Here is a 25,497-nt window from a genome sequence, read left to right as displayed (position 1 = left end):
CCTTAGCTTTGCGGCTCTAAAACAAAAGCATTTTATAGGGAACTATTTCATTTACAAAATCTTTTAAATTACCAGGTTATATATGCCAAACATTGGAAAAATATCACAGATCATCGGTCCGGTAGTTGACGTTAGCTTCTCCGAAGGTCATCTTCCTAAAATTTATGACGCGTTAGAGATCACCAAAGACAACGGCCAGAAAATCGTTTTGGAAGTTCAGCAGCACTTAGGCGAAGACCGTGTACGTGCAGTAGCGATGGACTCAACTGATGGTTTACTGCGCGGTATGCCGGTTGTGGATCAGGAAGCAGCTATTAAAATGCCTGTCGGTGACGATATCAAAGGCCGTGTATTCAACGTTGTAGGTGATGCTATCGACGGTTTGGGTAACCTGGATAAAGCAGATGGTAAACCTATTCACAGCAACCCTCCAAAATTTGAGGACCTTTCTACCGAGAGCGAAGTATTGTTCACCGGTATCAAGGTAATCGACTTACTGGAGCCTTACGCAAAAGGTGGTAAGATCGGTCTGTTTGGTGGTGCGGGTGTAGGTAAAACCGTATTGATCCAGGAATTGATCAACAACATTGCAAAAGCTTATGCAGGTTTATCAGTATTCGCCGGTGTAGGTGAGCGTACCCGTGAAGGTAACGACTTACTGCGCGAAATGATCGAATCAGGCATTATAAAATATGGTGAAGACTTTGTTCACGCTATGGAAAAAGGTGCATGGGACCTTTCTAAAGTAAACAAAGACGAACTGAAAGATTCAAAAGCAACCTTCGTATTCGGACAGATGAACGAGCCACCGGGTGCACGTGCACGTGTGGCATTATCAGGTCTGACTATCGCTGAGTACTTCCGCGATGGTGACTCAGAAGGTAAAGGCCGTGATATACTGTTTTTCATCGATAACATTTTCCGTTTTACCCAGGCAGGTTCAGAAGTATCGGCGTTGTTAGGCCGTATGCCTTCAGCGGTAGGTTACCAGCCAACACTGGCTACTGAGATGGGTACCATGCAGGAACGTATCACTTCAACCAAACGCGGTTCAATTACCTCTGTACAGGCAGTATATGTACCTGCGGATGACTTGACCGACCCTGCGCCGGCAACAACTTTCGCCCACCTGGATGCTACTACCGTATTGTCACGTAAGATTGCCGAGCTGGGTATCTATCCTGCGGTTGACCCTCTTGACTCTACTTCACGTATCTTAAGCCCGCAAGTTCTTGGCGACGAGCACTACAACACCGCTCAGCGTGTAAAAGAAATTCTGCAACGCTACAAAGAACTTCAGGATATCATCGCCATCTTAGGTATGGACGAGCTTTCTGAAGAAGACAAACTGGTTGTGTCACGTGCACGCCGTGTACAGCGTTTCCTTTCTCAGCCATTCCACGTTGCCGAGCAGTTTACCGGCTTAAAGGGTGTACTGGTTGACATTAAAGATACCATCAAAGGCTTCAACATGATCATGGACGGCGAAGTGGACGAATATCCTGAAGCTGCATTCAACCTGGTTGGAAGCATTGAAGACGCTATAGAAAAAGGCAAGAAATTACTTGCAGAGGCGAATAGTTAATGTGCAGATGAGTAAATGTGCAGATGTGCAAATTCTAAGCACAGGCATATTTATTCATCATTCAATAAAAACATTCGCACATCTGCACATACGCACATTTGCACATAAATTATGCTACTAGAAATTCTGACTCCCGATAAAAAAGTGTTTGAAGGCGAGGTTGCTTCGGTAAACCTGCCGGGCACTATGGGCGCATTTGAAGTATTGAACCAGCACGCACCGCTGATCTCAACCCTGGAAGATGGCAAACTGATCATCCGCCACGGGGGAAATAAGGAAGATGTATATCTTATTCATGGCGGCGTTGTTGAAGTGCTGAACAACAAAGTGATGGTACTGGCCGAAGGCATTACCCACCGTTAATAACACATTCACATTTAAAACGAACGCCCGGTAATTGCTTACCGGGCGTTTTTTATTATTGTTCGTTCACGAACACCGTGAACGCCCGTGAACACTTACTACAAACCTAAAAGAGCCGCCCTTTTGATTTGGACAGCTCTCCTAATGCTAAAAGCAAAGACCGTTAATTTTCAGAATGGTGTTCAGCATGATGCTCTTCAGCGTGATGTGCAGAATGACGATCTGCGTGGTGCTTTGACGCCTCTGCAGCATGCTCACCTGCTTTTGCGTGGTGACCGTGCGCTGCATGTGCATGATGAGCAGCAGCCTCTTCATTTCCTTCAGTGTGATGTCTGTGGGCTTCGGTGTGGTGCTTTGCAGCCTCCATGTGATGCTTTGCAGCTTCTTCGTGATGTGAATGTTTCATAATATTACGGTATTTGATGGTTTAAATAAATGTAGAATTAGCCCGTTAACTGGCTCTTCCAACCGTATTATTTTTGAATCATTTTATCATTAAGTTTAGATGGAGTTTGGATCGCCGATCGATTATTAAATTGACTTTTAATTAATGCTTATTCAGTTTGCAGTTTTGAGTTTGCAGTTGGCAATCAATTCGACTGCCAACTGCCTACAGCTGACTGCAAACTTCTTCCCGGCTACTTCTTAATCACCAACTCCATCTGCGGATTGCAATTCGTACTGCATACCACACTATCATTAAGCATAATACTTTTCACATACCTGGTGGCACAGCACTTCTGACTATTAATGGCAGTAGCTATCTTGATCTGATCAGCGCTCAAATTGGCCAATTGCAAAGTGTAGGTTATGTCCTGGCCATCATATAACCGCACGGTGTGGTCTACGGTATCTGTTACCGCGTAGAAATTAGGATCATTTACAGACTTGCTCACCTTCAAATCAGAAGCCTTATAAAGCGAGTTGGGCGGCAACAGATCGGCTCCGGTAGTTTTGTCCACCAATCTTACTTTCATCGTCATATCTATAGCGGCAAGAGGACACGCCCCGCATTTTTCTGATGTGTTATTGCATGATACCCCTATAAATGCCAATAACAATAATAATAACCCAATGTAGATTTTTTTCATGTGACAGATTTTAATGTATTACGCAGGTAAAAGCGTTTGTGTAACAAGATATATATTTTTGACCGTTGATTGGTTTGATTACAATGATTCCAATAAATATTCACTGCTCACCACTCACTATTCTCCGCTCACTACTTCCTGATCACCACCTCCTGCTGAGCACTGCATGGCGCACATACCAGGCTGTCATTAAGCATCATGCTTTTTACCTGGGGAGTAGCGCAACACTTTTGGTCGTTAAGGCCTGCAACTATTTTAATTTGATCGGTACTCAGATTGCCTAACTGAAGGGTGTAAGTTACAGACTGACCGTCCAACCAACCAGACAGACGGGTAACTGCTATATGACGAGGTATCCACTATAAAATGGTAACCGGTATCGGACAGTGAGCTGCTCACTTTCAGGTCTGAAGGCTTATAAGGCGAGTTTGCCGCAAAGATCAGGTCGGCGCCGGTAGTTTTACTCAGCATCCTGACTTTCGCCACCATCAATATCTCGGCAGTAGCGGTCAGCGGGCATGGCCCGCATTTGTTGGTCATGTTCCCGCCCGAACCATTGTGGCACGATGCCCATACCGCAGCTAATAATACTACCCCGATGTAAAGCTTTTTCATAAGGCTTGTTTTTAGGGTATTACGTGCGGGGAGAGCGTTGTGCTACAGAGTAGATTGTTTTGTTCGTTCGGTTTTTGAGTTAGGATGGGATTGGACAGGGTGAACAGTTGCTTAGATACATGTAGCATATTTAGTCGGCAAGGCAAATCTTTATTTTAGATTATTCAACAATGCAATCAAGGATATCAATAATGCTCCAAATGCAATTATAATGGATATAATTGCGAGTACTCTGTTTTTTCTGTTATTGGAAGGCGTATCTTTTGAGATAAGTATATCATACTTCAATTTCTCAACATCACCTTTTAGTTTTTCAAGCTCTAAACTTTCCCTTTCCTCTTCTTTTTTAGATAAAACACCTAGATATCCCCTTATCCCTCCTGGATGGTGAAGTACTTTATGCCCTGGTATTGAAATATTAACAAGCTTAGTTGCTGTCAACTCCCCACTATAAACAATGAGCTTATTTTCTATCATTATCTGGATAGCGGCTTTTCCCAGGGGATCCAAAAATAACTTTCCAAAAGCTTGCGGTTCTTTTCCTTTAAATTTCCCTAAAAAGTCATCTATAAATTTGTATACCTCATCTTCCATATTTTATAATTTCACGCTCGAATTTACAGATTTACACCAAGACGCTTACGCTCTATTCTAATCTAATTAGCAAAAAACGAATAGCTTTGCACTTGATGAAAAAAGAAGGCCCCCAAAGTTGGGAGCCTTAAAAATCACCTGACCGCTTTTGCGACCAGTGTCATCGCCTTATAGGTAACTACAAGGGACATCAAGACTATAATCTTTTCCATATGGAAAGATGGCCGATTTTTATACGTCTTTCACTATAGCGTCAAAAATTCTTGATAACTTTATCAATTATTATTGACAATTGTGTTTACATTTGTATTAACAATTTATACGAATGTATTGCAAAATACTATCGAAAGAACCGGTTAGTGAGACAACCGGTTTTTTTCGTTTATCGAACCAAGACAAAAATAACCTTTTAATCAATACCTTTTTGGCGTAGTGCGTTCAAATTCGCCAACTTATTATGCAAGTTTTCCACACCGAGAGTAAAATGATGAAAACCGCGCATCAATAGCATTAAAAATCAGGAATTTAGTAATGTAAATACATTCTCTAGTCATTTGTTACAACCCGTTTTTTCACTGTATTTTTGTTCGTTCGCTTCCCAACCCCATACTGGCGCAAGTATGACGGGCAGGGTTACGTGCAAAGGCTACTTGTGACTTTTTATTAGCATTCACAAACCACGTACCCGTATAAATACGTACCACGTATTAATCCCTATCGCTAAGTTTATATAAATTTAGCCGATACTGCGATGATACATGAGCCGTTCCGGGATATAATGAGTTTAAAGCAGGTATTAGAAAGTAATACCTGTCATGAGCACCGTCTAAAGCCTGTCATTGTTGTTTTTAACAGCACAATGATCATTAAATGTTGCTGCAACGAATCAGGCGATAAATGCCGCAAGCAGGCAGAAGGGTTCAGTGAGGTATTGGGGATTAAGAATTTGATTATTAAGTAGGTTTTTTTAGTGGCAGTTGCAGCAGCAGTGGCAGTTAAGGCATGACACCCTTTTTTTAGTTGCAGTGGCAGCAGACAGTTGCAGTCGGAAAAAATTATTCATCGAACTAATCAATGGTCCGCCAACCGCCGTCCGCCTACCCCTTCTTCAGCACAAACACATCCTGGAAAAACACTCCCGGCTGTTCTTTCCAGTTGCCGGGATAGTATTGTGTCACCTTCAGACCCGAGCTTATTAATAAAGCTTTCATTCCGTCAGGGGTAACACCAATAGCATCTTCCGGGGCGTTTGCCCATTTGGTGGTAAACCAGTCATGTGATGCATAGGCTTTCTGGTCGAATATCCAATCGGTCTGGTTGGTGTTGTGGAACCTGCCTTTGGCGTGACTTCTTTTTCGCAGCGAATCGTCATAATCCTGGTCGAGGTGAAAGAAGGTGATAATAGCCTTGCCATTGTCTTTTAAAACGCGGCTTACCTCTTTCATATAAAACAGGGCGTCGGTTTCGTTCAGGTGCGTCCATACAGAGAGGGCGGTCACCAGGTCTTGTGATTTATGTTCAACCGGCCAGTTTTTCAATTGCGTATCCTGATCACTGGCATAAGTAGCGTTAGCCACGTCAAAATGGATAAACTGGTAATTATCTGCATGGAAATGCGACCGGCAGAAATTAATATCATCTGCCATCACGTCGATGCCTGTATAGGTACCGCCTCCGTATACAAACGGTTCCGCAGAAATACCGAGCAACCCGGTACCACAGCCGATATCCAGGACGTTATTGCCTGTTTTCTTTTCGAGCGTTTGATACATTAGGGTCTGAAATATCCCGATCACGTGGGCCCATTCGCCATAAGCCAGTTTGCCGCCTCTCCGGTTCTTAAAATCAGGGATCAGGCGTATATTTTTTGTCCGTCGTATTTGTTCCTTATCTGTATTGAGAAAAGTTTTGTCTATTCGGGTGAATAACCGGGTGTTCATAGGATGCGTTTTTCAGGGTTTAGGGGACTGCAAAGTTATAAACTTAAATTACAGGTTTAAGTTTTTGATATTTGAGAAAGTGTAACAATTTAGATCAGTTTACAGTTTTGAGTTCGCAGTTGGCAGTTAGCAAAACCATTCACCACTCACCACTGACTCACCTTTCTCAGAAAGAAACCCATTTTTTACTTATCGGGAAATATTTATTAAAATATCGTAAGAAATTTGAGTATAAAATATTAATATTCAGAAAATCAGATGTCTATCTTATTGATATAATCAAAAAAAAGTTACATCTTTCAGTCCTAATTTGTTTAAACGCTTTGACCGAGAGGCCGCGTGCTGCCCCCGCGTGCCAAACTTTGGAAGGCAATGATTATGACCTTTAACGTTAGTGTGTAATTTTTAAAATGGGTGAGATTGAAAACAAAGCGCCAAAAACGACAGTTGGCCAAAGTATTAAATTAATTCGTCAGCGCAACGGATGGACGCTGGAAGACGTGGCAAGCAGGCTGGGAATCTCTATTCCTGCCATGTCGAAGATTGAAACGGGGGTAACCGATGTAAACCTTTCGCGGCTGGAGCAGATTGCCGACATTTACAACGTCACGCTCCTGCAACTGCTCAATGTGTACAACGAGGAGCTTGCCCCTATTGAGTTTACGAGTGATATACTGAAAAAGAAAATTTCCGAGCAGGAAGCCGAGATCACCTCGCTTCAACGCAAGGTGATCGAGCTGTACGAGGAATTGCACGGCCGTAGCAGCAAGTTTTAACTATCAACTATTGATCATACCTTAAGAAAGGCAGGGTGCACTTACCATTATGGTAAAACCGTTCCTGCCTTTCGCTCCACATTAATCTCCATTCACAAAGATCAATTTAGTTCATCATCACCTTATTACCGGGCTGGTGCACCACGCGCATATAAGGTTTAACGGTTTTAAAGCCTTCCGGATATTTTTCCATCGCCTCTTCGTTTGATACGCTGCTTAGTATGATCACGTCGTCGCCGTTCTTCCAGTTAACCGGAGTAGCCACTTTATGCTCGGCAGTCAGCTGCATCGAATCCAGCACACGCAATATCTCGTCAAAATTGCGGCCGGTGCTCATCGGGTAAGCAAGCATTAATTTTATCTTCTTATCCGGTCCTATAATAAATACTGAACGAACGGTTTGGTTGGTGGCCGGGGTGCGGCCTTCCCAATTTCCCGGTTCATCAGCAGGCAGCATATCATAAAGTTTGGCAATTTTCAGATCGGTATCACCTATCATAGGATAATTTACTGCTGTGCCCTGTGTTTCTTCAATATCCTTTGCCCATTCTTTGTGCCGGTCTACCGGATCAACACTTAATCCTATTATTTTGCAATTACGGCTCTGAAATTCAGGCGCCAGTTTAGCCATATAACCCAGTTCGGTGGTGCAAACAGGGGTAAAGTCCTTTGGGTGCGAAAACAATATGGCCCAGCCATTGCCTATCCAATCATGAAAATTGATGGTGCCCTGCGTAGTTTCAGCCTGAAAATCCGGGGCGGTGTCTCCTAATCTGATACTCATAGTGTTAATTTTAAATGGTTAAATAGATAGTTGATTCAATTGTAAGCCGATTTAGTTTTCTCTTTAATCCAACGATTGTCTGCCCTAATGCCCACTGCCAACTCATAACTGCAAACTGAGTTGGGCGTTGCCTGCGGCCCAGGCTTTCCACTCATACTACACAAGCATTAGCCACAGGCCGGTATCCGCTTCAATCCTTAACGCGATTGTCTGAACCCGAATTGGTCGAATTTTTGGAATTACCAGCATTCTGACAATTTTATTAATTCAAAAAATTCCGGTTCAGACTAGTAATTGCTGCCCATTGCCAACTCATAACTGCAAACTGATCAATGCACCAACGCCGCATCATACTCATAATGCACAGGTGTAATCACCGGTTTGGCCGAGTCCATGTTTACCCCGGCTTTTGCCAGGATTGGCATCAGGGTTTCGCCAAACCTATTGAATGCTTCCATTGATTCCCAAACGTCCACTACCAGCCAGTGATCGCCTTGCTGAGCGCCTACGTGATAATGAAGTCCTGCGGGGTGCGATTGGCCTGCTTTGCGCAGTTCGTCCCAAATCTGGTCATACACCTTTGATGTCATACCGGGAATGTTGAATTGAACGATTACTTTTTCCATGATGAATTCATTTAAATGCGTAATTGAACTATTAACTAACGATACAAAGTAGCAAGATGCCGTGTAAACAGGGCGTTAGGCATGTAAAGAAGAGTAATCTAAGTTAGGTAAAAAAGAATGTCAGAAGCAAAAGAAATGGGGTGAATTTATTGACATTTTTAGCAAAAAAATGCACTTAAAAAACTGCTCGGTCCGAGACGCAATGCATTGCGTCTCTGCATTATTATTATTACCCACTGCAAACTAAAAATTGCAAACTGTATACGCCCAACCCGACATTTCACGCCGAAAATCGGCCCTTTATTATGCATACATAGCAACTGTACCGAATACCGTTTTTAACTTTGGTCTATATTGATACTAATTTTATTCTGAAATAAATTATATTTACAGAATATTTATAATAATTTATAGTTTAAACAGAATAAAATACTAAATAAAAATTTATTTTTTGACTATTGCGGTTTGAGAAGCATCTGGGTAACTTGCTTTTGCTTGATGAAATAGTTGAAGTAGTTGAAAATGTTGTAATGGTTGAAGTAGTTGAAAAACGCCTTCGACAACTACAACCCTTACAACTTCTACAACCTCTACAACCAATACAACTAAAATACAAAATGAGTACTACCACTGCTACCGACGAACAAATCGTGCTGAACAAATATAGCCGCACACTTACGCAAGACCCAACCCAACCGGCCGCACAGGCTATGCTTTATGGTGTCGGCCTTACCGAGGATGACATGAAAAAAGCGCAGGTGGGCGTTGCCAGCATGGGCTACGACGGCAACACCTGCAATATGCACCTGAACGACCTGGCCAAACTGGTAAAAGAAGGTGTGTGGGAAGAAGACCTGGTGGGCTTTATCTTCAATACTATAGGCGTAAGCGACGGCATGAGCAATGGTACCGAAGGGATGCGCTACTCATTAGTAAGCCGCGATGTTATTGCCGATTCTATCGAAGCAGTTTGCGGCGCACAATATTATGATGCGGTGATCACTCTTCCGGGCTGTGATAAAAATATGCCGGGGTCAGTAATGGCAATGGGCCGTTTAAACCGTCCTTCTATTATGGTTTACGGTGGTACTATTAAACCAGGCCATTGGAAAGGTGAAGACTTGAATATCGTTTCAGCTTTCGAGGCGTTGGGTAAAAAGATCGCAGGTACTATCACTCCTGAGGATTTCATGGGCGTAGTAAAAAATGCTTGCCCAAGCGCTGGCGCTTGCGGTGGTATCTATACTGCTAATACTATGGCAGCAGCTATCGAGGCTTTGGGTATGAGTTTACCTTACTCTTCATCAAATCCTGCCCTGAGCGAAGAAAAGAAACAGGAATGCCTTGAAGCCGGTAAATACATAAAAGTATTGCTGGAGCGTGATATTAAACCAAAAGATATCATGACCCGCGAAGCTTTTGAGAACGCTATCACTACTATTATGGTAATGGGTGGCTCAACCAACGCCGTGCTGCACTTGATCGCGATAGCAAAAAGTGTTGATGTGCCTTTGACCCAGGATGACTTCCAGGAGATCAGTAACCGTATTCCGCTACTAGCCGACATGAAGCCAAGCGGCAAGTATATGATGGAAGACCTGCATAAAGTTGGCGGTATACCTGCGGTAATGAAATATCTGTTAAAACTAGGCTGGCTACATGGCGATTGCCTGACTGTTACCGGCAAAACATTAGCCGAAAACCTGGCTGATATTCCTGAGCTAGACTTTAATACACAAAAGATAATATTCCCTGTTGAGCAGCCAATCAAAGCTACTGGTCACCTGCAGATTCTGTATGGTAACCTGGCCGAGGGCGGTTCGGTGGCGAAGATCACCGGAAAAGAGGGCGAGCGCTTTGAAGGCCCTGCCCGCGTATTCGACGGTGAATTTGAATTGATAGATGGCATTCTGAGCGGCCGAGTCCGTGCGGGTGATGTGGTGGTGATCCGCTACGTTGGTCCGAAGGGCGCGCCGGGCATGCCGGAAATGCTGAAGCCTACCTCAGCCATATTTGGCGCAGGTTTGGGTAGCTCTGTTGCCTTGATCACCGACGGACGTTTTAGCGGAGGCACGCACGGATTTGTGGTTGGCCACATCACTCCCGAGGCCCATAACGGCGGCAATTTAGCCCTGGTTAAGGATGGTGACATTATAGAATTGGATGCCATCGGCCGTACCATGAACCTCAAAATATCGGATGCCGAACTGGCACACCGCAGAAGTGAATGGAAACAACCGGCTCTAAAAGCCACAAAAGGACTGCTTTACAAATACGCAAAAACAGTAAGCACTGCTGCTGAGGGTTGCGTAACAGACGAAATGAGCTAAAAGCAGAAAGGTTAAAGCTGAAAGGCGAAAGGTGAAAGGTCTTCAAATCACTCATTCACTAATTCGCTCATTCACTAATTAAATTGATTTACAGAACTAAAATAAGCATACAGTGGAAACACAAACAATTGCTAAACAAGAAATAGATGCAGCCGCAGAGAAATCAGCGGGAGCACCATCGAGAGAAGTTACCGGTTCAGTTGCCTTATTAGAGGCATTGATAACCGAGGGTGTTGAGACGATATTTGGGTATCCGGGCGGAGCGATCATGCCTATTTATGATGCCTTATATGATTATCATGATAAACTGGATCATATCCTGGTGCGTCACGAACAGGGCGGCATTCATGCTGCACAGGGCTATGCACGCACATCAGGCAAAGTGGGTGTGGTATTTGCAACCAGCGGTCCGGGTGCTACCAATTTGGTGACGGGTTTAGCTGACGCACAGATAGACAGCACACCCGTGGTATGCATCACCGGACAAGTATTTGCCCACCTATTAGGCACTGATGCTTTCCAGGAAACTGACGTGATCAACATCACCACTCCTATCACCAAATGGAACTACCAGGTAACTGACGCAAATGAGCTTCCTGAAGTGATCGCCAAGGCGTTTTATATTGCCCGCAGCGGCCGCCCGGGTCCTGTATTGATCGACATTACCAAGAACGCACAGATACAAAAATTCCAATTCAAAGGCTATACACCTTGCAACCACATCCGCAGTTACAGACCGAAGCCTATTGTTAGGCCTCAATATATAAAAGAAGCCGCTGATTTGATCGCAACAGCTAAAAAGCCATTTATCCTGTTTGGCCAGGGTGTGATTTTAGGCGGAGCTGAGAAAGAATTCCAGGCTTTTGTTGAGAAATCAGGTATCCCTGCTGCCTGGACAGCTTTAGGCGCAGGTGCTATCCCTACAGATCACCCACTTAACGTAGGTATGCTGGGCATGCACGGCAACTATGGCCCGAACGTGTTAACCAATGAATGCGATGTGCTGATCGCCATCGGTATGCGTTTTGACGACCGCGTTACAGGCCGACTGGATAAATATGCAAAACAAGCCAAGGTAATTCACCTGGATATTGATCCGGCTGAGATAGATAAGAATGTGAAAACTACCGTTCCTGTTTGGGGCGATTGCAAGGAGACATTGCCATTGCTTACACAGGCTATTGAGACAAGAACATACCCTGAATGGCTGCAAAAATTCCACGATCATACCGCCGAAGAAGTTAGACTGGTGATCGACAAAGAGCTGAACCCAACTACGGATGAGATGACGATGGGCGAAGTGATCAAACAGTTGAATGAGCTAACCAAAGGCGACGCGGTGATTGTAACTGACGTCGGTCAGCACCAGATGGTGGCCTGTCGTTATGCAAAGCTGAATAAGACACGCAGCAACGTAACCAGCGGTGGCTTGGGTACTATGGGCTTTGCCCTGCCTGCTGCTATGGGCGCTAAATATGGTGCAAAAGATCGTGAAGTAGTGGCTATCATTGGCGACGGCGGTTTCCAGATGACCTTGCAGGAACTGGGTACCATTATGCAAAGCGATATCGATGTAAAGATCATCATACTGAACAACAGGTTCCTGGGCATGGTTCGCCAATGGCAGGAATTGTTTAACGAGCGTCGCTATTCTTTCGTTGATATGCAAAGTCCTGATTTTGTGAAATTGGCTGGTGCTTATGGCATCGCAGGACAATCAGTGAGCGACAGGAAAGATCTACAGGGTGCATTAAAGGAGATGCTGAACCATAAAGGCGCTTATCTTTTAGAAGTAATGGTTACCAAAGAGAACAACGTATTCCCGATGGTACCGCAAGGTTGCAGCGTAGCAGAGATCAGGCTAAAATAGTTTGCAGTTTTGAGTTGGCAGTTTGCAGAAACAACAACCAATGACTGATGACCAATGACTAATGACAAGACAATGAGCACACAGGAAGAAAAACAAGAATTTAATATAACCGTTTACAGCGAAAACCAGATCGGCCTGCTTAACCGCATCGCTATCATCTTCACCCGTCGCAAGATCAATATCGACAGCCTGAATACTTCGCCGTCAGAAGTGAGCAGTGTTCACCGCTTTAATATTGTGATCACCGAGACCGAAGATGTGGTACGCAAACTTTGCCGCCAGATAGAAAAACAGGTGGAGGTATTGAAAGTATACTATCATACCAACGAAGATGTGATCTGGCAGGAACTGGCTTTATATAAGTTATCCACTGAGGTAATCGTGGAGAAAGTAAGCGTAGAGCGCCTGCTCCGTGAGAATGGCGCCCGGGCGGTAGCTATCCGTAAGGATTATACAGTATTTGAAACGACAGGTCACCGCGAAGAGATCGACAACCTGATCAGCATTTTACAGCCTTACGGCCTGATCGAGTTTGTCCGCAGCGCACGCGTGGCTATCATTAAAGACAGCGAGGGCTTCAATGCTAAATTGCGTGAGTTTGAACGTTTGGAACCGGGTGAAGAAGTGATAGAAAATGAGTTTTTGAACGACGCTGATAAGGTGTTCACAATGTAAGCTGAAAGCAGAAAGTCAAAAGGCAAAAAATAAATCCGAAATCGAAAATCCGAATTCCGAAATCAAAATGATCTTAGATAACGAAACAGAAGTCCATCCCAAAGCCTACGATAGCATTAAAAAAGCTACCGAGGCTTGCGGTTTTTTGCAGATGTCGGAAATATCAACCTGTACGCTTCTGAAAACGCTGGCTGCTTCAAAACCTGCTTCCAAATTTTTAGAGCTGGGCACAGGAACTGGTTTAGCGACAGCATGGATATTAGATGGCATGGATCAGGATTCAACTTTGGTATCACTGGATAATGATGAAACATTATTAAGTATAGCAAAAGAGAATTTGGGTATCGACAGACGCTTGACTTTGATCTGTACCGATGGCGGAGAATGGATAAAGAAAAATAACAGGCAAAAATTCAGCTTTATATTTGCAGACACCTGGCCCGGAAAATACACGCACCTCGAAGAAACCTTGGAGATGCTGGAAGAAGGCGGGTTTTATATCATTGATGACATGCTGCCGCAAACCAACTGGCCGGACGGTCACGCAGATAAAGTAGCGAACTTGTTGAACTACCTTGATGAACGTGAAGACCTTGTATTAACCAAAATGGGTTGGGCATCGGGGATTGTGATAGTGGTGAAAAAATAAGGTAAAAGGATAAAGGTCAAAGGCGAAAGGTAATAATGACTGATGGCTAATGACTAATGAACAATTGAACTAATGAACAAAATAATCGGTGTAATCATAAAATCATCGGTGTAATCAATAAAAAACAAAACAATGGCAAAACTAAATTTCGGCGGCACTGAAGAGAACGTAGTAACCCGCGAAGAGTTTCCTTTAGCAAAAGCGCAGGAAGTATTGAAGAACGAAACCGTAGCTGTTATAGGTTATGGTGTTCAGGGTCCCGGTCAGGCACTCAATCAAAAAGATAACGGTATCAACGTAATTGTTGGTCAGCGTAAAAATTCAAAAACATGGGATAAAGCAGTTGCTGACGGCTTTGTACCCGGCGAAACTCTTTTTGAGATCGAGGAAGCTTTAGAGCGTGGTACCATCATTTGCTACCTGTTGAGCGATGCGGCACAGATCGAACTGTGGCCAACTGTTAAAAAACACCTGACTGCAGGTAAAGCATTGTATTTCTCTCATGGTTTCGGTATCACTTTCAAAGAGCAAACCGGCATCGTTCCTCCTGCTGACGTGGATGTATTCCTGGTAGCTCCAAAAGGTTCAGGTACTTCATTGCGCCGTATGTTCCTGCAAGGCCGTGGCTTGAACTCAAGCTTCGCCATCTTCCAGGACGCTACAGGCAAAGCTAAAGACAGAGTTATCGCTTTAGGTATTGCAGTAGGCAGCGGTTATTTGTTTGAAACCGATTTCAGAAAAGAAGTTTATAGCGATTTGACCGGCGAGCGTGGTACGCTGATGGGTTGTATCCAGGGTGTATTTGCCGCTCAGTATGATGTATTGCGCAGCAAAGGCCACTCTCCGTCAGAAGCATTCAACGAAACTGTTGAGGAGTTAACTCAATCGTTGATGCCATTAGTAGCTGAAAACGGTATGGACTGGATGTATGCTAACTGTTCAACTACGGCACAACGTGGTGCTTTGGATTGGTGGAAGAAATTCCGTGACGCTACAAAACCAGTGTTCCAGGAATTATATGAAAGCGTTGCTACCGGCAAAGAGTCGCAACGCTCAATCGACTCAAACAGCCAGCCTGATTACCGCGTGAAACTGGATGCAGAACTGAAAGAACTGCGTGAAAGCGAAATGTGGCAAGCAGGTAAAACTGTACGCAGCCTGCGTCCTGAAAACCAGGTTGTAGAAGCGTAAATTTCTGAATCAGAATTTACAGAATTAAAGAATTAACAGAATATTGGAAAAGGATGAGTTAACATACAAGATAATAGGTTGTGCTATGAAAGTGCACAACACTCTTGGAAATGGGTTCCAGGAAGTAATTTATCAAAGATGTCTAGCTATTGAACTGGCAAATGCGGAATTAGAATTTGCGAGAGAACAAGATCATCCAATATTTTATCAGGGAATAGAAGTGGGCACGCGACGTGCTGATTTTATTATTGCAGGCAGAGTAGTCGTTGAGTTGAAAGCATTAATTGATTTGGAAAATGTGCACATTGCACAAGCTAAAAATTATACTGTAGCTTATGATTTCCCAATCGGTTTATTGATCAACTTTGACAGTCAAAGCCTGCAATACAAATTAATCTTCAACCCAAGATATAATATTCAGACAAGCAATTAACATTCTGGTCATTCTTTAATTCTGTAAATTCTGATTCAGACAAAATACCAGGAATGAAAAAGTCTGCTGCATCATTTTTATGATCCTTTTCCGACTGTTGAACACTATTGGAGTGAATAGTGAATGGTGAGTAGTGAATAAATAATGAAATTGCAAATTCACTATTGACCATTCACCATTGACTAAATGACCAAATAAAATGGGAATAAAGAAACACATATTAGTAATACCCGGTGATGGCATCGGCCCTGAGGTGACTACCTGGGGTAAGGCTGTACTGGAAAAGATCGGCCAGGAATATGGTCATGAGTTTACGTTTGACGAGGGTATAATGGGTCACGTAGCTATCGAGGCTACCGGAACCTCATTACCTGACGACACGCTCGCCAAAGCAAAAGCCAGCGATGCGATCCTGTTCGGTGCTGTTGGTCATATCAAATATGATAATGATCCTTCCGCGAAAGTAAGACCTGAGCAAGGCTTATTGAAGATTCGCAAAGAGTTAGGTTTATATGCTAACCTGCGTCCGATCATGCTGTTTGATGAATTACTGAATGCATCAAGCCTGAAACCGGAGATATTGAAAGGAACTGACATCCTGTTCTTCCGCGAACTAACCGGCGACGTATACTTCGGTGAGAAGAACCGCACTGCTGATTTCGCATCAGATTTGATGAACTACAACCGTTACGAGGTTGAGCGTATCGCGCGCAAAGCTTACGAAGCGGCAAGAGCTCGTACCAAGAGACTTTGTTCTGTAGACAAAGCAAACGTATTGGAAACCTCACGCCTGTGGCGCGAAGTGATCCAGGGAATAGCCCCGGAATATCCTGATGTAGAAACCGAACACATGTTTATCGACAATGCCGCCATGCAACTGGTAAAGAACCCTAAAAAGTTCGACGTGGTGGTTACAGCCAACTTGTTCGGTGATATCCTGACTGACGAAGCTTCTCAAATTGCTGGTTCAATGGGTATGCTGGCATCAGCTTCTGTTGGTGATGGTACAGGCTTCTTTGAGCCGATCCATGGTTCAGCGCATGATATTGCAGGGCAGAACAAAGCGAATCCGCTTGCCTCTATCCTATCTGTTGCCTTGATGTATGAAATTGCATTCGGACTGAAAGAAGAAGCAGGACGCATTACCTCAGCTGTAGATAAAACATTAAAAGCAGGTTATCGCACCGGCGACATCGCTGACGCAAATACCGATAAAGCAAAAATACTAGGCACTGACGCCATGGGCAAAAAGGTGCTGGAATACTTATAAGAGTTGTACGTCAGACGTCTTACGTTGTACGTAATAAAGAAAAAAACGTATCACGTAAAACGTACAACGTATAACCCAATCAGTGTAATCAAAATTAATCTGTGTAATCGTGTCTTATGAAATGGAACCCTGAATTATATGACAACAAACACGCTTTCGTATCGCAATACGGTGAGAGTGTATTGGAGTTGCTGGATGTGAAACCCGGCGAGCGTATCCTTGATCTGGGTTGTGGTACAGGTGATCTGGCTAAACAAATTCAGGAGCATGGCGCTGAGGTTATCGGCATTGATGCGTCTCCCGAAATGGTCGCGAAAGCAAAAGCCAAATTTCCTGAATTGGACTTTAGTGTAGCTAATGCTGCAAGCTTTCATTTTGATGAGCCTTTTGATGCGGTTTTCACCAACGCAGTATTGCATTGGATACACGATGCTGATGGTGTGATCAAAAGCGTTTATAGTGCGTTGAAACCAGGCGGCAGGTTTGTTGGCGAGTTTGGCGGCAAAGGTAACAACCAATTGATGTTAGCCGCCGCGTCAACCGTGCTCAGGAATCATGGATATATCAAGGGTGATATTGCTATCCCCTGGTATTTTCCGTCGACTGCAGATTACGCAGCTAAACTGGAAGCCGGTGGTTTTAGGGTGACGTTCACCTCGCACTTTGATCGCCCTACCTTATTACAGGACGGTCGCGAGGGAATAGCCAAATGGTTCAATATGTTCGGTTCATCGTTGTTCCAACAAATACCGGCTGCTGAGCTTCAACAAATATTGAATGAAATTACCGATCTGCTGCAACCGACCAACGAAATAGACGGTCGGTGGTATGCTGATTATAAAAGGCTGCGATTTGTGGCGGTAAAAGAGATATAATTGAGATATGAGACGTGAGATTTGAGATATGAGATTTCAATCACGGCCATAAATTGATAAATTTAATTTAAATAGATAGAAGTTATTAACCGATGTTTAAGTATAAGATAGGACAGTGTCTCAAATCTCATATCTAACATCTCAAATCTAAAGAAGAATGTTACACGATCCCAACCGCGTTTATGTTTTTGATACCACGCTCCGCGATGGCGAGCAGGTACCGGGCTGCCAGTTGACCACACCCGAAAAGATAGAGATTGCCCGCGAACTGGAAGCGCTGGGTGTTGACATTATTGAAGCCGGTTTCCCGATATCGAGCCCCGGCGATTTTCAAAGCGTGGTAGAGATATCAAAAGCGGTAAAAGAACCAACCGTTTGCGCGCTTACACGTGCCAACAAAGGTGATATCGACTCAGCTATCGAAGCGTTGAAATATGCTAAACGTCCGCGTATTCATACCGGCATCGGATCGTCTGATATGCATATCAAACACAAGTTTAACAGCACTCGCGAAGAAATTTTGGAGCGTGCCGTTGAAGCAGTGAAATATGCGAAACGTGCGGTGGAGGATATTGAGTTTTATGCAGAAGATGCAGGAAGGGCCGACGTGCATTTCCTTGCGAAGATGGTCGAGTCGGTCATTGCGGCAGGTGCTACCGTCGTCAATATTCCTGACACTAACGGTTACTGCCTGCCTGATCAATATGGAAGCAAAATTCGTTTCCTTAAAGAAAATGTAAAGAATATCGACAAGGCCATCATTTCCGTTCATTGTCATAACGACTTAGGCCTTGCGACAGCCAATTCAGTTGCCGGACTGCAAAACGGCGCCCGCCAGATAGAAGGCACCATTAACGGCATCGGCGAACGTGCCGGAAATACTTCGATAGAAGAAGTGGTGATGATCCTGAAAACACACCAGAGCCTGGGTTTACACACCAATATCCAATCGCAAAAAATTTACGAGATCAGCCGCATGGTAAGCACCCAAATGCGTATGCCTGTGCAGCCGAATAAAGCTATCGTTGGGGCAAATGCCTTCGCACATAGCTCTGGCATTCACCAGGATGGCTTCTTAAAGATGCGCGAAAACTACGAGATCATCCGTCCGGAAGATGTGGGCTTCCCAAGCGCAAGTATTGTGCTGACAGCCCGCAGCGGTCGCCATGCATTGAAGTTCCATTTAGAAAGATTGGGGTACACTCTTGATAAAGAAGAATTAGCAGGCGCTTATCACCGCTTTTTAACTTTAGCCGATAACAAATTAGATATCAGCGACGAGGATTTGCACGGACTTGTGGTAAATCGTTTAGTAAAACAGTAGCCTCACCCCAACCCCTCTCCAATGGAGAGGGGCTACAATAATAAATTTACAAGGCTCATTGCCGTTGGCTTCAGCCAACGGATTATTAGCAAAAGAAAAAGGCTTCAGCCTAATCTCCACGTGCTAATTTTGGCTAAAGCCCGATACTTCTTTTATTTTGTTCCGTTTGACTAAAGTCAACGGCAATGAAATGACTTTCAATTATTTAAAAAAATGGACAACCCAACCAAATATCCCCTCGATTTCGAAGCTGCCTACGAGCAACTCAAAGGCATCGTAAAGCGAACTCCTTTAGAGTTTAATCAACGCCTATCTGATCGTTATGATTGCGAAATCTACCTAAAGCGTGAAGACTTGCAGGTGGTTCGCTCCTATAAGTTGCGGGGTGCTTACAATATGATCAGCCAGCTAACCGCCGATCAATTGAAGCGGGGTGTAGTTTGTGCCAGTGCGGGTAACCATGCGCAGGGTGTTGCTTTTTCATGCCGCAGGCTGGGAACTAAAGGGGTTATCTTCATGCCGCAGATAACACCAAAGCAAAAAGTATCTCAAACCGAAATGCATGGCAATGGCAACATCGAGATCATATTGGTTGGTGATACTTTTGATGATTGTTTGAAAGAAGCTCTAGCTTATACTGAAGCCAATGGCATGACTTTCATCCCTCCTTTTGATAATTATGAGATCATCGCCGGACAAGGGAGCGTTGGCGTTGAGATATTGGAGGATCTGCCTGATGTAGAAGCAGTCATTATTCCAATTGGTGGCGGCGGTTTAGCGGCTGGGGCAGGCACTTACCTGAAACAACATAAACCCGGCATACTTATAGCTGGTGTAGAACCCGAAGGCGCTCCGTCTATGCGCCACGCATTGGATGAGGGCGAACCTGTAACATTATCTACCATAAACCGCTTTGTGGATGGCGCTGCCGTAAAACGAGTAGGTGAGCTCACCTATCCTATCTGCCGGGAAGTATTGGATGATATGCTGTTGGTACCTGAAGGTAAAGTGTGCACCACCATACTCAAACTTTACAATGAGGATGCTATCGTAGTAGAACCAGCAGGGGCTTTGTCCGTGGCCGTTTTAGATCTATATAAACATAAGCTGAAAGGCAAAAAAGTAGTCTGCATCATCAGCGGCGGCAATAATGATATCGACCGCATGCAGGAGATCAAAGAGAAATCGTTGCTGTATGAGGGTCTAAAACATTATTTCATCGTTCGTTTCCCTCAACGGCCAGGTGCTCTAAAATTATTTGTAAACAACGTTTTAGGTCCCCATGACGATATCACACGTTTTGAATTCATCAAGAAAACCGAAAAAGAAAATGGTCCGGCTTTAGTAGGTATCGAATTAAAATCTGCCGATGACTACCCCGCCCTCCTGCAACGCATGGAGGAACATCGCTTTGATGTAATAGAGCTGAACAGGGATCAGACCTTGTTTGAGTATTTAGTGTGATCTTGCCCTTGTGTCCCAGCAATGAGCAGCCTGTACCATAGTTGTTACTGGGAAATAATCTCGACTTAGATACGCTCATTGCACATGTATGTTTTGGGTTTAAAACATACTAACAAAACTAGCCCTGATGCTGAAGGTGGTATTGGATTTGGATGACTATTGCGAATAATATGCACAGCGAAATGCCAATTGGCGCAAGCCACTGATCAACAATTTTTGGGACATAAAACAAGGTACGAATTGGCGGAAAATGGCTACGTCCTATCAAAGCCATAAATAGCCTGTAAATATAAATGGGTATATTAATTACCCAAACTACAAGGATACCCATCACAACAAATATTTCACCGCGATTCCCCATCAGATAAGGTCTTTTTTAAGCTAATATAATAAAAGCAAGTAAGGATAGAAATAAATTACCATGTTGAGTATCTCGTATAAAATCCGTATGTTCGCTTTTGAATAGTGCTTATCGCGGATGCTGGCCCTGGCATCGTTGGTCTACTGAATAATAAACAATGCTTTTAATTTAACACGAATGCAAGCAATTGGGCTAGTTTTGCGTTTGTATAATCAGAGATGGTAAAGTTATTTGTCAGCGGCTTTCCGCTGAATATGGATGAAATTGAACTGGCAAAAATATTCGCCCTGCATGGCGACCTGAAAACTATTAAACTGGTTCGTGACAAAAAAACACGCGTTTGCAAAGGCTACGGATTTATCGAAGTTGGCGACCAGGAATCTGCTGATAACATGGTTTCGGTACTAAACGGTTATCCAATCGGCGACCGCGAGCTTACCGTAAATATTCGCCCGGATGAACCCGAGGCCCCTGCCAGACCTCCGGTATACCGCAAATTATCCAAACCTGGCGATCCTGAATTTAGGAAGATGCGCCCAAGAAGACCGAGATAATTTTCTTCTGCTAAAATTTAAATGATATACTTTCTTAGGCTGCCAATCAGCCTAAGGTTCTGATTGATATAAGTTGTGGTTTGGATATCAATATTCCAGGTAACGACCGATTTTTATCTTCACCCGGCTGCCTTCTATAAATTTACCGGGGTGGCCATTGAGTATGCGCAGGATAACCCCATCGTTCTCCAGCAATAGTTCTTCATAAAAGCCTTTAAAAAGTACCTGCTTTACCACCCATTTGCTGGCCGCCCAGCTATCGCGTGCCTCTATCCATTCAGGATAAAGCATTACAAATTCTTTTTTTGCTGTGATCCCACAAAGCTCAGCTTCATTAGCATTTAGCACGTTACAATTATTGAGAAGTCTTGCAGTATATAGATATAATGGATCATTATATACCTTTTTCGGATGTCCGGATTCAATGATCTCGCCGTCTTTCAAGACAATCAGTATATCCGCCATAGACAATACCTCGGCAGGGTCATGTGAAACCATTATCACTGTGAGGCCTGTATCCTTGACGATCTGCCGGATATCATCCTGCAAACCATCTCTGAAGGAAGTATCCACCTGGTTAAAGGGTTCATCGAGCAATAAAACTTCCGGTTGGGTTACCAAGGCCCGTGCTATAGCTACGCGTTGCTTTTCTCCACCACTCAAATCAGCCACCCGTTTATCGCCCAGGTGCAACATGTTGAGTTGTTTCAGCACCTGTTCGGTCTTTTCCCTTTTAGCCTGGATATCGGTATTTGGCAACAGAACTGATACGTTATCCCGAACCTTGGCAAACAGGTTCAGGTCATCTTCGGCCTGCGTTACCATCTTCATGGCATCGTGGCCGGGGATTAGTTTTTCTTCGGGCCCCCAAACACGGTCGCCTTTAAAATGCACTTCTCCTGTGTCCGGCGACTGTAAGCCATAAATCAAGCTTAATAGCGTGCTTTTACCGCTGCCGCTTGCACCGATGATAGCCGTAATTTGTCCGGACTGAATTTCCAGGCTGGTTAGCTTAAGTCCGCTGCCGGTACTGCCGGGATATATTTTGCTGATAGAGACCGCGTGTAAAAAAGGAGTAGCCATTGAGCTACAAAGATAACACGATTTAAGGATTAAAAAGATTGCCGGGATTATACTTGATTATCCAATCAAATAAGTTCCGGCAATTTCTAAAATCGTGTCTTTTAGAACCCAAATGTCAATCCAAAGGATAAGTTCCTCAACCCTGCCTGTTCCGGACTGTTCTCGAACATGTCGTTGACGTAGTATTTGGCAAATACCCCCCATCCGGCATAACCCATCCGGACAAAGCCGCCGTAGCGCACTTTGGCAAAATGATAGTCATTGTCGATTTTCTGCTTGCCATTTTCCTCGCTTATCTGCTTTACTCGACCGTTAAGGAATATCCCGGCAATCGGGCCGAAAACAAAGTGTGCCCTGTTTCCGCGTGCATCTTCATGTGTGCGGATATCAAAAGACAAAGGGATGCGCAGGTAGCTCGATCCGAAGCGGTTTTTGCTGTAATTGATGCTGTCTGTGCGATAAGTTAAAACAGGTTGATTAGGCAGTATAGTGATATTCTCACGCAGGCGGAGTAATGTCCAGTCGAAACCACCTGACACATACACTTTAAATACATCGGTAAAACGATAACCAAACTGGAACACATCAAAACCCACATTGCTTGATTTCCATGAACGATAGCGCAGGAAATCGTTTTTTGGAGACAGCGTAAAGCTGCCATTATCTACCAGCGTGGTTAAGCCCAGATCGAACCGTGAAAAGGTAAGACCGATGGAAAACCCACTGTTATTGTGATGGTGATAGTGATGACGGTAATGAGTAGTGTCGTCGCCATCTTCATGATTGCTCCAGCTCCAGTTATGATTGCCCGAGGTGTCTTTTTTAACCGTATCGGTTTTGGTATCCTGAGCATAAGTGTTGCCCGCCACTGCACATACCAGGGCAACGATAAATAGTAAACGTTTCATAATATTTTTATCTGTTTAGATTGAATTGATTAATTATCTCTTTTTATTTTGAGCGCCCCCAGGTGCACTGCTGATATAATGGACTCATCGTCGTCATTATCCTTAAACTCTATTAGTTTGTCCTTGCGTTTGTCAACCTTGGCAACCACCAGGTTCACAATATCGCCAAAATTGCGTATGCCGCGTTTTTTTACAACCGGCTTGGTTGTTTTAGCAGGTTGATTTGAAGCTAACACAGGTTGAGCAGGCAAACTAACCGCGCTGTTATCTTCGGCGTTTTTAATAGTTGCAGAGGTTGCTTCAGTTAACTCGATTGGTTCCTGTTTTACAACTTCATCTTGTTTTGGAGTAACTGTCGAGGCTATTAAAGGTTGATCATCGGTTTTAACCGTTTTTACAATCGATGGATTTGCCTGTTCTTTATATTCAGCAATGTTTGTTTTTATTTTAGGTTGATTGGCCTTTATTGTATTCTTAACCGGTGTTTCAACTGTAGCCACTTGTTCCTGCTGTGATTCAGATGAGGTTACAGGTTTGGTGCTTTCAGGTTTTACTACTGCTGGATTTGCTTTTGCAACCACATTGGTATCCTGCTTATTGTGTTTCATAACACCTTTCTTAGGGATAAATAATATACCTGCGACAAGCAGTATCAACACACTCGCAGCAATGCTCAGCATCGGGAAGATGCTTTTCTTTCTTTTTCCGGCAAGTTCAGCATCGATATTTTGCCATACTTCTGCCGATGGTTGTACCTCAAAACCTCCCAGCTTTGAGCGGAACAGATCATCAAATTCTTTATCCTGCATATTCATACCTTTTTCCATCTGATTGTATAATTTGTTCTTTTAATATAGCCCGGGCCCTCGATAGCTGCGACTTGGAGGCGCCTTCTGATATCCCCATGATCTCGCCGATCTCCTTATGTGAATAACCTTCTATCGCGTAAAGGTTAAACACCATCCGGTATCCCGGCGAGAGCTGTTGTATCAGCGTCATCAGGTCTTTGGCATCCAGTCGTGCTGCTGCAACTGCATCAACGGATGGTTCTTTACCTGTTTCCTCCAGATCAGCCACCGAAAGCATTTTATGATGTTTGCGATAATATTCAATAGAGCTGTGTACCATGATCCGTCTTACCCAGCCTTCAAAAGAACCGTCCCCGCGGTAGTCGGCAATCTTTTGAAACACCCGGATAAAACCGTTTTGCAGCATATCCTCGGCCTCCATCCTGTCGTTCGCGTAACGCAGGCATATCCCCAGCATTTTCGAAGCAAACTGCTTGTAAAGCAACTCCTGCGCCTTGCGTTCGTTTGCCTTACAGCGTTTTACCAGATCATCAATTGTGTACTTGTGCTCCAAAAACATCATTTAAAGGTAAGATGAAAACTAAAGGCAATTGGTTGCACGAAGGATAAATTATTTTTCGTTATTTTTGAGTATTATGAAAGTAATAACCTTAAATATACCCGATTCGGCCAATGTAGATGCAAAGGAAGCAGCTATGATATTGGCTGCCAGCTTATATGAAAAAGGAAAGCTTTCATTGGGTCAGGCTGCCGAAGTTGCCGGACTCACCAAACGTACCTTTACCGAATTGCTTGGAAATTACGGTGTATCTATCTTTAATCATCCTGCGTCAGACATTACTAAAGACGTAAAAAATGCCTGATGTTGTTATCTCAGATACCAGTTGTCTGATTATCTTATCGAATATACAAGAGCTTGATTTATTAAGAGCAGTTTACAAGGATGTTGTTACCACACCTGACATTGTCAATGAATTTGGGGAAATTCTTCCGGATTGGATAAAGATCAAATCGCCAATAGATCGCAAGAGACAAGAGATACTCGAGCTGCAGGTTGACAAAGGTGAAGCAAGCGCCATCGCTTTAGCATTAGAATTGCCGGGAAGCGTATTGATTCTTGACGATCTCCAGGCCAGAACTCTTGCTGAAAAACTGGGCATTTCAATTACCGGTACTTTGGGGGTTATTATCAAAGCCAAATTGAATGGCATAATTCCATCAGTGAAGCCCTTGTTGGTCAAAATCAAACAGACCAATTTCAGAATATCCTCCGCACTGGAAGAGATAGTTTTGAAAGAGGCTGGCGAATAATTAGTGAATTATTTTT

At 43.8% G+C, this 25,497-nt stretch carries 27 protein-coding genes; 17 read left to right on the top strand and 10 right to left on the bottom strand.

The window, feature by feature from the left end:
• The first annotated feature begins 82 nt into the window (after nt 1-82).
• From atpD to VIM89_RS03500, 3 genes are all read left to right on the top strand, one after another.
• A complete protein-coding gene (gene atpD / locus VIM89_RS03510; RefSeq protein ID WP_488154743.1) occupies nt 83-1,585 on the top strand; it encodes a F0F1 ATP synthase subunit beta in 1,503 nt (500 codons plus the stop codon).
• Between the two features lie 111 nt (nt 1,586-1,696).
• The gene (gene atpC / locus VIM89_RS03505) at nt 1,697-1,948 is read left to right on the top strand and encodes an ATP synthase F1 subunit epsilon (protein WP_488154742.1); all 252 of its coding nucleotides are present in this window, start codon (nt 1,697-1,699) and stop codon (nt 1,946-1,948) included.
• Between the two features lie 144 nt (nt 1,949-2,092).
• Nucleotides 2,093-2,356 carry a hypothetical protein gene (locus VIM89_RS03500; protein WP_488154741.1) on the top strand — a complete coding sequence of 88 codons (264 nt, stop codon included), beginning with the start codon at nt 2,093-2,095 and terminating at the stop codon, nt 2,354-2,356.
• A gap of 230 nt (nt 2,357-2,586) precedes the next feature.
• Here VIM89_RS03500 and VIM89_RS03495 read toward each other — a convergent pair whose 3' ends face one another.
• The 4 genes from VIM89_RS03495 to VIM89_RS03480 all read right to left on the bottom strand — a co-directional run bounded on the left by VIM89_RS03495 (nt 2,587) and on the right by VIM89_RS03480 (nt 6,188).
• Nucleotides 2,587-3,039: a hypothetical protein gene (locus tag VIM89_RS03495; RefSeq protein WP_488154740.1), complete on the bottom strand. Its 453-nt coding sequence runs from the start codon at nt 3,037-3,039 to the stop codon at nt 2,587-2,589.
• A 255-nt stretch (nt 3,040-3,294) separates the two neighbouring features.
• A complete protein-coding gene (locus tag VIM89_RS03490; protein ID WP_488154739.1) occupies nt 3,295-3,654 on the bottom strand; it encodes a hypothetical protein in 360 nt (119 codons plus the stop codon).
• A 150-nt stretch (nt 3,655-3,804) separates the two neighbouring features.
• Nucleotides 3,805-4,248: a hypothetical protein gene (locus VIM89_RS03485; protein ID WP_488154738.1), complete on the bottom strand. Its 444-nt coding sequence runs from the start codon at nt 4,246-4,248 to the stop codon at nt 3,805-3,807.
• Between the two features lie 1,097 nt (nt 4,249-5,345).
• On the bottom strand, nt 5,346-6,188 hold the full coding sequence (locus VIM89_RS03480) for a class I SAM-dependent methyltransferase (protein WP_488154737.1): 843 nt from the start codon (nt 6,186-6,188) through the stop codon (nt 5,346-5,348).
• A 410-nt stretch (nt 6,189-6,598) separates the two neighbouring features.
• On the opposite strand from VIM89_RS03480, the gene VIM89_RS03475 reads away from it, so the two are divergent.
• A complete protein-coding gene (locus VIM89_RS03475; protein WP_488154736.1) occupies nt 6,599-6,964 on the top strand; it encodes a helix-turn-helix domain-containing protein in 366 nt (121 codons plus the stop codon).
• Between the two features lie 106 nt (nt 6,965-7,070).
• Here the strand turns inward: VIM89_RS03475 and VIM89_RS03470 are convergent, their stop codons facing one another.
• Both VIM89_RS03470 and VIM89_RS03465 read right to left on the bottom strand, forming a co-directional pair.
• Entirely contained in the window at nt 7,071-7,748 is a 678-nt protein-coding gene (locus VIM89_RS03470; protein WP_488154735.1) for a peroxiredoxin, read from the bottom strand.
• A gap of 329 nt (nt 7,749-8,077) precedes the next feature.
• Nucleotides 8,078-8,374 (bottom strand): antibiotic biosynthesis monooxygenase, encoded by a 297-nt coding sequence (locus tag VIM89_RS03465; RefSeq protein ID WP_488154734.1) that lies wholly within the window; start codon nt 8,372-8,374, stop codon nt 8,078-8,080.
• 617 nt (nt 8,375-8,991) lie between these two features.
• Here VIM89_RS03465 and ilvD point away from each other — a divergent pair.
• The 11 genes from ilvD (at nt 8,992) to VIM89_RS03410 (ending at nt 21,370) form a co-directional block, all read left to right on the top strand.
• Nucleotides 8,992-10,704 (top strand): dihydroxy-acid dehydratase, encoded by a 1,713-nt coding sequence (gene ilvD, locus VIM89_RS03460; RefSeq protein WP_488154733.1) that lies wholly within the window; start codon nt 8,992-8,994, stop codon nt 10,702-10,704.
• Between the two features lie 142 nt (nt 10,705-10,846).
• A complete protein-coding gene (gene ilvB / locus VIM89_RS03455; RefSeq protein WP_488154748.1) occupies nt 10,847-12,574 on the top strand; it encodes a biosynthetic-type acetolactate synthase large subunit in 1,728 nt (575 codons plus the stop codon).
• A 72-nt stretch (nt 12,575-12,646) separates the two neighbouring features.
• Complete coding sequence (ilvN, locus tag VIM89_RS03450) at nt 12,647-13,249, top strand: acetolactate synthase small subunit (protein ID WP_488154747.1); 603 nt, start codon at nt 12,647-12,649, stop codon at nt 13,247-13,249.
• A 67-nt stretch (nt 13,250-13,316) separates the two neighbouring features.
• Nucleotides 13,317-13,898, top strand: coding sequence for an O-methyltransferase (locus VIM89_RS03445; protein ID WP_488154732.1), 582 nt, complete (start codon nt 13,317-13,319; stop codon nt 13,896-13,898).
• Nucleotides 13,899-14,030: 132 nt separating this feature from the next.
• Nucleotides 14,031-15,089 carry a ketol-acid reductoisomerase gene (ilvC, locus tag VIM89_RS03440; protein ID WP_488154731.1) on the top strand — a complete coding sequence of 353 codons (1,059 nt, stop codon included), beginning with the start codon at nt 14,031-14,033 and terminating at the stop codon, nt 15,087-15,089.
• Nucleotides 15,090-15,132: 43 nt separating this feature from the next.
• Nucleotides 15,133-15,522, top strand: coding sequence for a GxxExxY protein (locus VIM89_RS03435; RefSeq protein WP_488154730.1), 390 nt, complete (start codon nt 15,133-15,135; stop codon nt 15,520-15,522).
• A 205-nt stretch (nt 15,523-15,727) separates the two neighbouring features.
• Nucleotides 15,728-16,792 (top strand): 3-isopropylmalate dehydrogenase, encoded by a 1,065-nt coding sequence (gene leuB / locus VIM89_RS03430; RefSeq protein ID WP_488154746.1) that lies wholly within the window; start codon nt 15,728-15,730, stop codon nt 16,790-16,792.
• A gap of 116 nt (nt 16,793-16,908) precedes the next feature.
• Nucleotides 16,909-17,667 carry a class I SAM-dependent methyltransferase gene (locus tag VIM89_RS03425; RefSeq protein WP_488154729.1) on the top strand — a complete coding sequence of 253 codons (759 nt, stop codon included), beginning with the start codon at nt 16,909-16,911 and terminating at the stop codon, nt 17,665-17,667.
• A gap of 157 nt (nt 17,668-17,824) precedes the next feature.
• Nucleotides 17,825-18,991, top strand: coding sequence for a 2-isopropylmalate synthase (locus VIM89_RS03420; protein WP_488154728.1), 1,167 nt, complete (start codon nt 17,825-17,827; stop codon nt 18,989-18,991).
• A gap of 213 nt (nt 18,992-19,204) precedes the next feature.
• A complete protein-coding gene (gene ilvA, locus VIM89_RS03415) occupies nt 19,205-20,455 on the top strand; it encodes a threonine ammonia-lyase IlvA (protein WP_488154727.1) in 1,251 nt (416 codons plus the stop codon).
• 579 nt (nt 20,456-21,034) lie between these two features.
• Nucleotides 21,035-21,370, top strand: a complete 336-nt coding sequence (locus tag VIM89_RS03410) for an RNA recognition motif domain-containing protein (protein WP_488154726.1) — start codon at nt 21,035-21,037, stop codon at nt 21,368-21,370.
• Nucleotides 21,371-21,457: 87 nt separating this feature from the next.
• On the opposite strand, the gene VIM89_RS03405 is transcribed toward VIM89_RS03410, so the two are convergent.
• From VIM89_RS03405 to VIM89_RS03390, 4 genes are all read right to left on the bottom strand, one after another.
• Entirely contained in the window at nt 21,458-22,453 is a 996-nt protein-coding gene (locus VIM89_RS03405) for an ABC transporter ATP-binding protein (protein ID WP_488154725.1), read from the bottom strand.
• Nucleotides 22,454-22,554: 101 nt separating this feature from the next.
• Complete coding sequence (locus VIM89_RS03400; RefSeq protein ID WP_488154724.1) at nt 22,555-23,361, bottom strand: outer membrane beta-barrel protein; 807 nt, start codon at nt 23,359-23,361, stop codon at nt 22,555-22,557.
• A 29-nt stretch (nt 23,362-23,390) separates the two neighbouring features.
• A complete protein-coding gene (locus VIM89_RS03395) occupies nt 23,391-24,188 on the bottom strand; it encodes a hypothetical protein (RefSeq protein ID WP_488154723.1) in 798 nt (265 codons plus the stop codon).
• Nucleotides 24,160-24,732, bottom strand: coding sequence for an RNA polymerase sigma factor (locus VIM89_RS03390; RefSeq protein WP_488154722.1), 573 nt, complete (start codon nt 24,730-24,732; stop codon nt 24,160-24,162). Before VIM89_RS03390 ends, VIM89_RS03395 begins: the two co-directional genes overlap by 29 nt.
• 73 nt (nt 24,733-24,805) lie before the next feature.
• Between VIM89_RS03390 and VIM89_RS03385 the strand changes: the two genes are divergently transcribed.
• The gene (locus VIM89_RS03385; protein WP_488154721.1) at nt 24,806-25,033 is read left to right on the top strand and encodes a UPF0175 family protein; all 228 of its coding nucleotides are present in this window, start codon (nt 24,806-24,808) and stop codon (nt 25,031-25,033) included.
• Entirely contained in the window at nt 25,026-25,481 is a 456-nt protein-coding gene (locus tag VIM89_RS03380; protein ID WP_488154720.1) for a PIN domain-containing protein, read from the top strand. The genes VIM89_RS03385 and VIM89_RS03380 overlap by 8 nt, the downstream gene beginning before the upstream one ends.
• Nucleotides 25,482-25,497 lie beyond the last annotated feature (16 nt).

Source organism: Mucilaginibacter sp., from assembly GCF_036568825.1.
Taxonomy (GTDB): domain Bacteria; phylum Bacteroidota; class Bacteroidia; order Sphingobacteriales; family Sphingobacteriaceae; genus Mucilaginibacter.
Note: the sequence above shows the minus strand (reverse complement) of the source record. Positions and strands in the feature narration are given on the sequence as shown.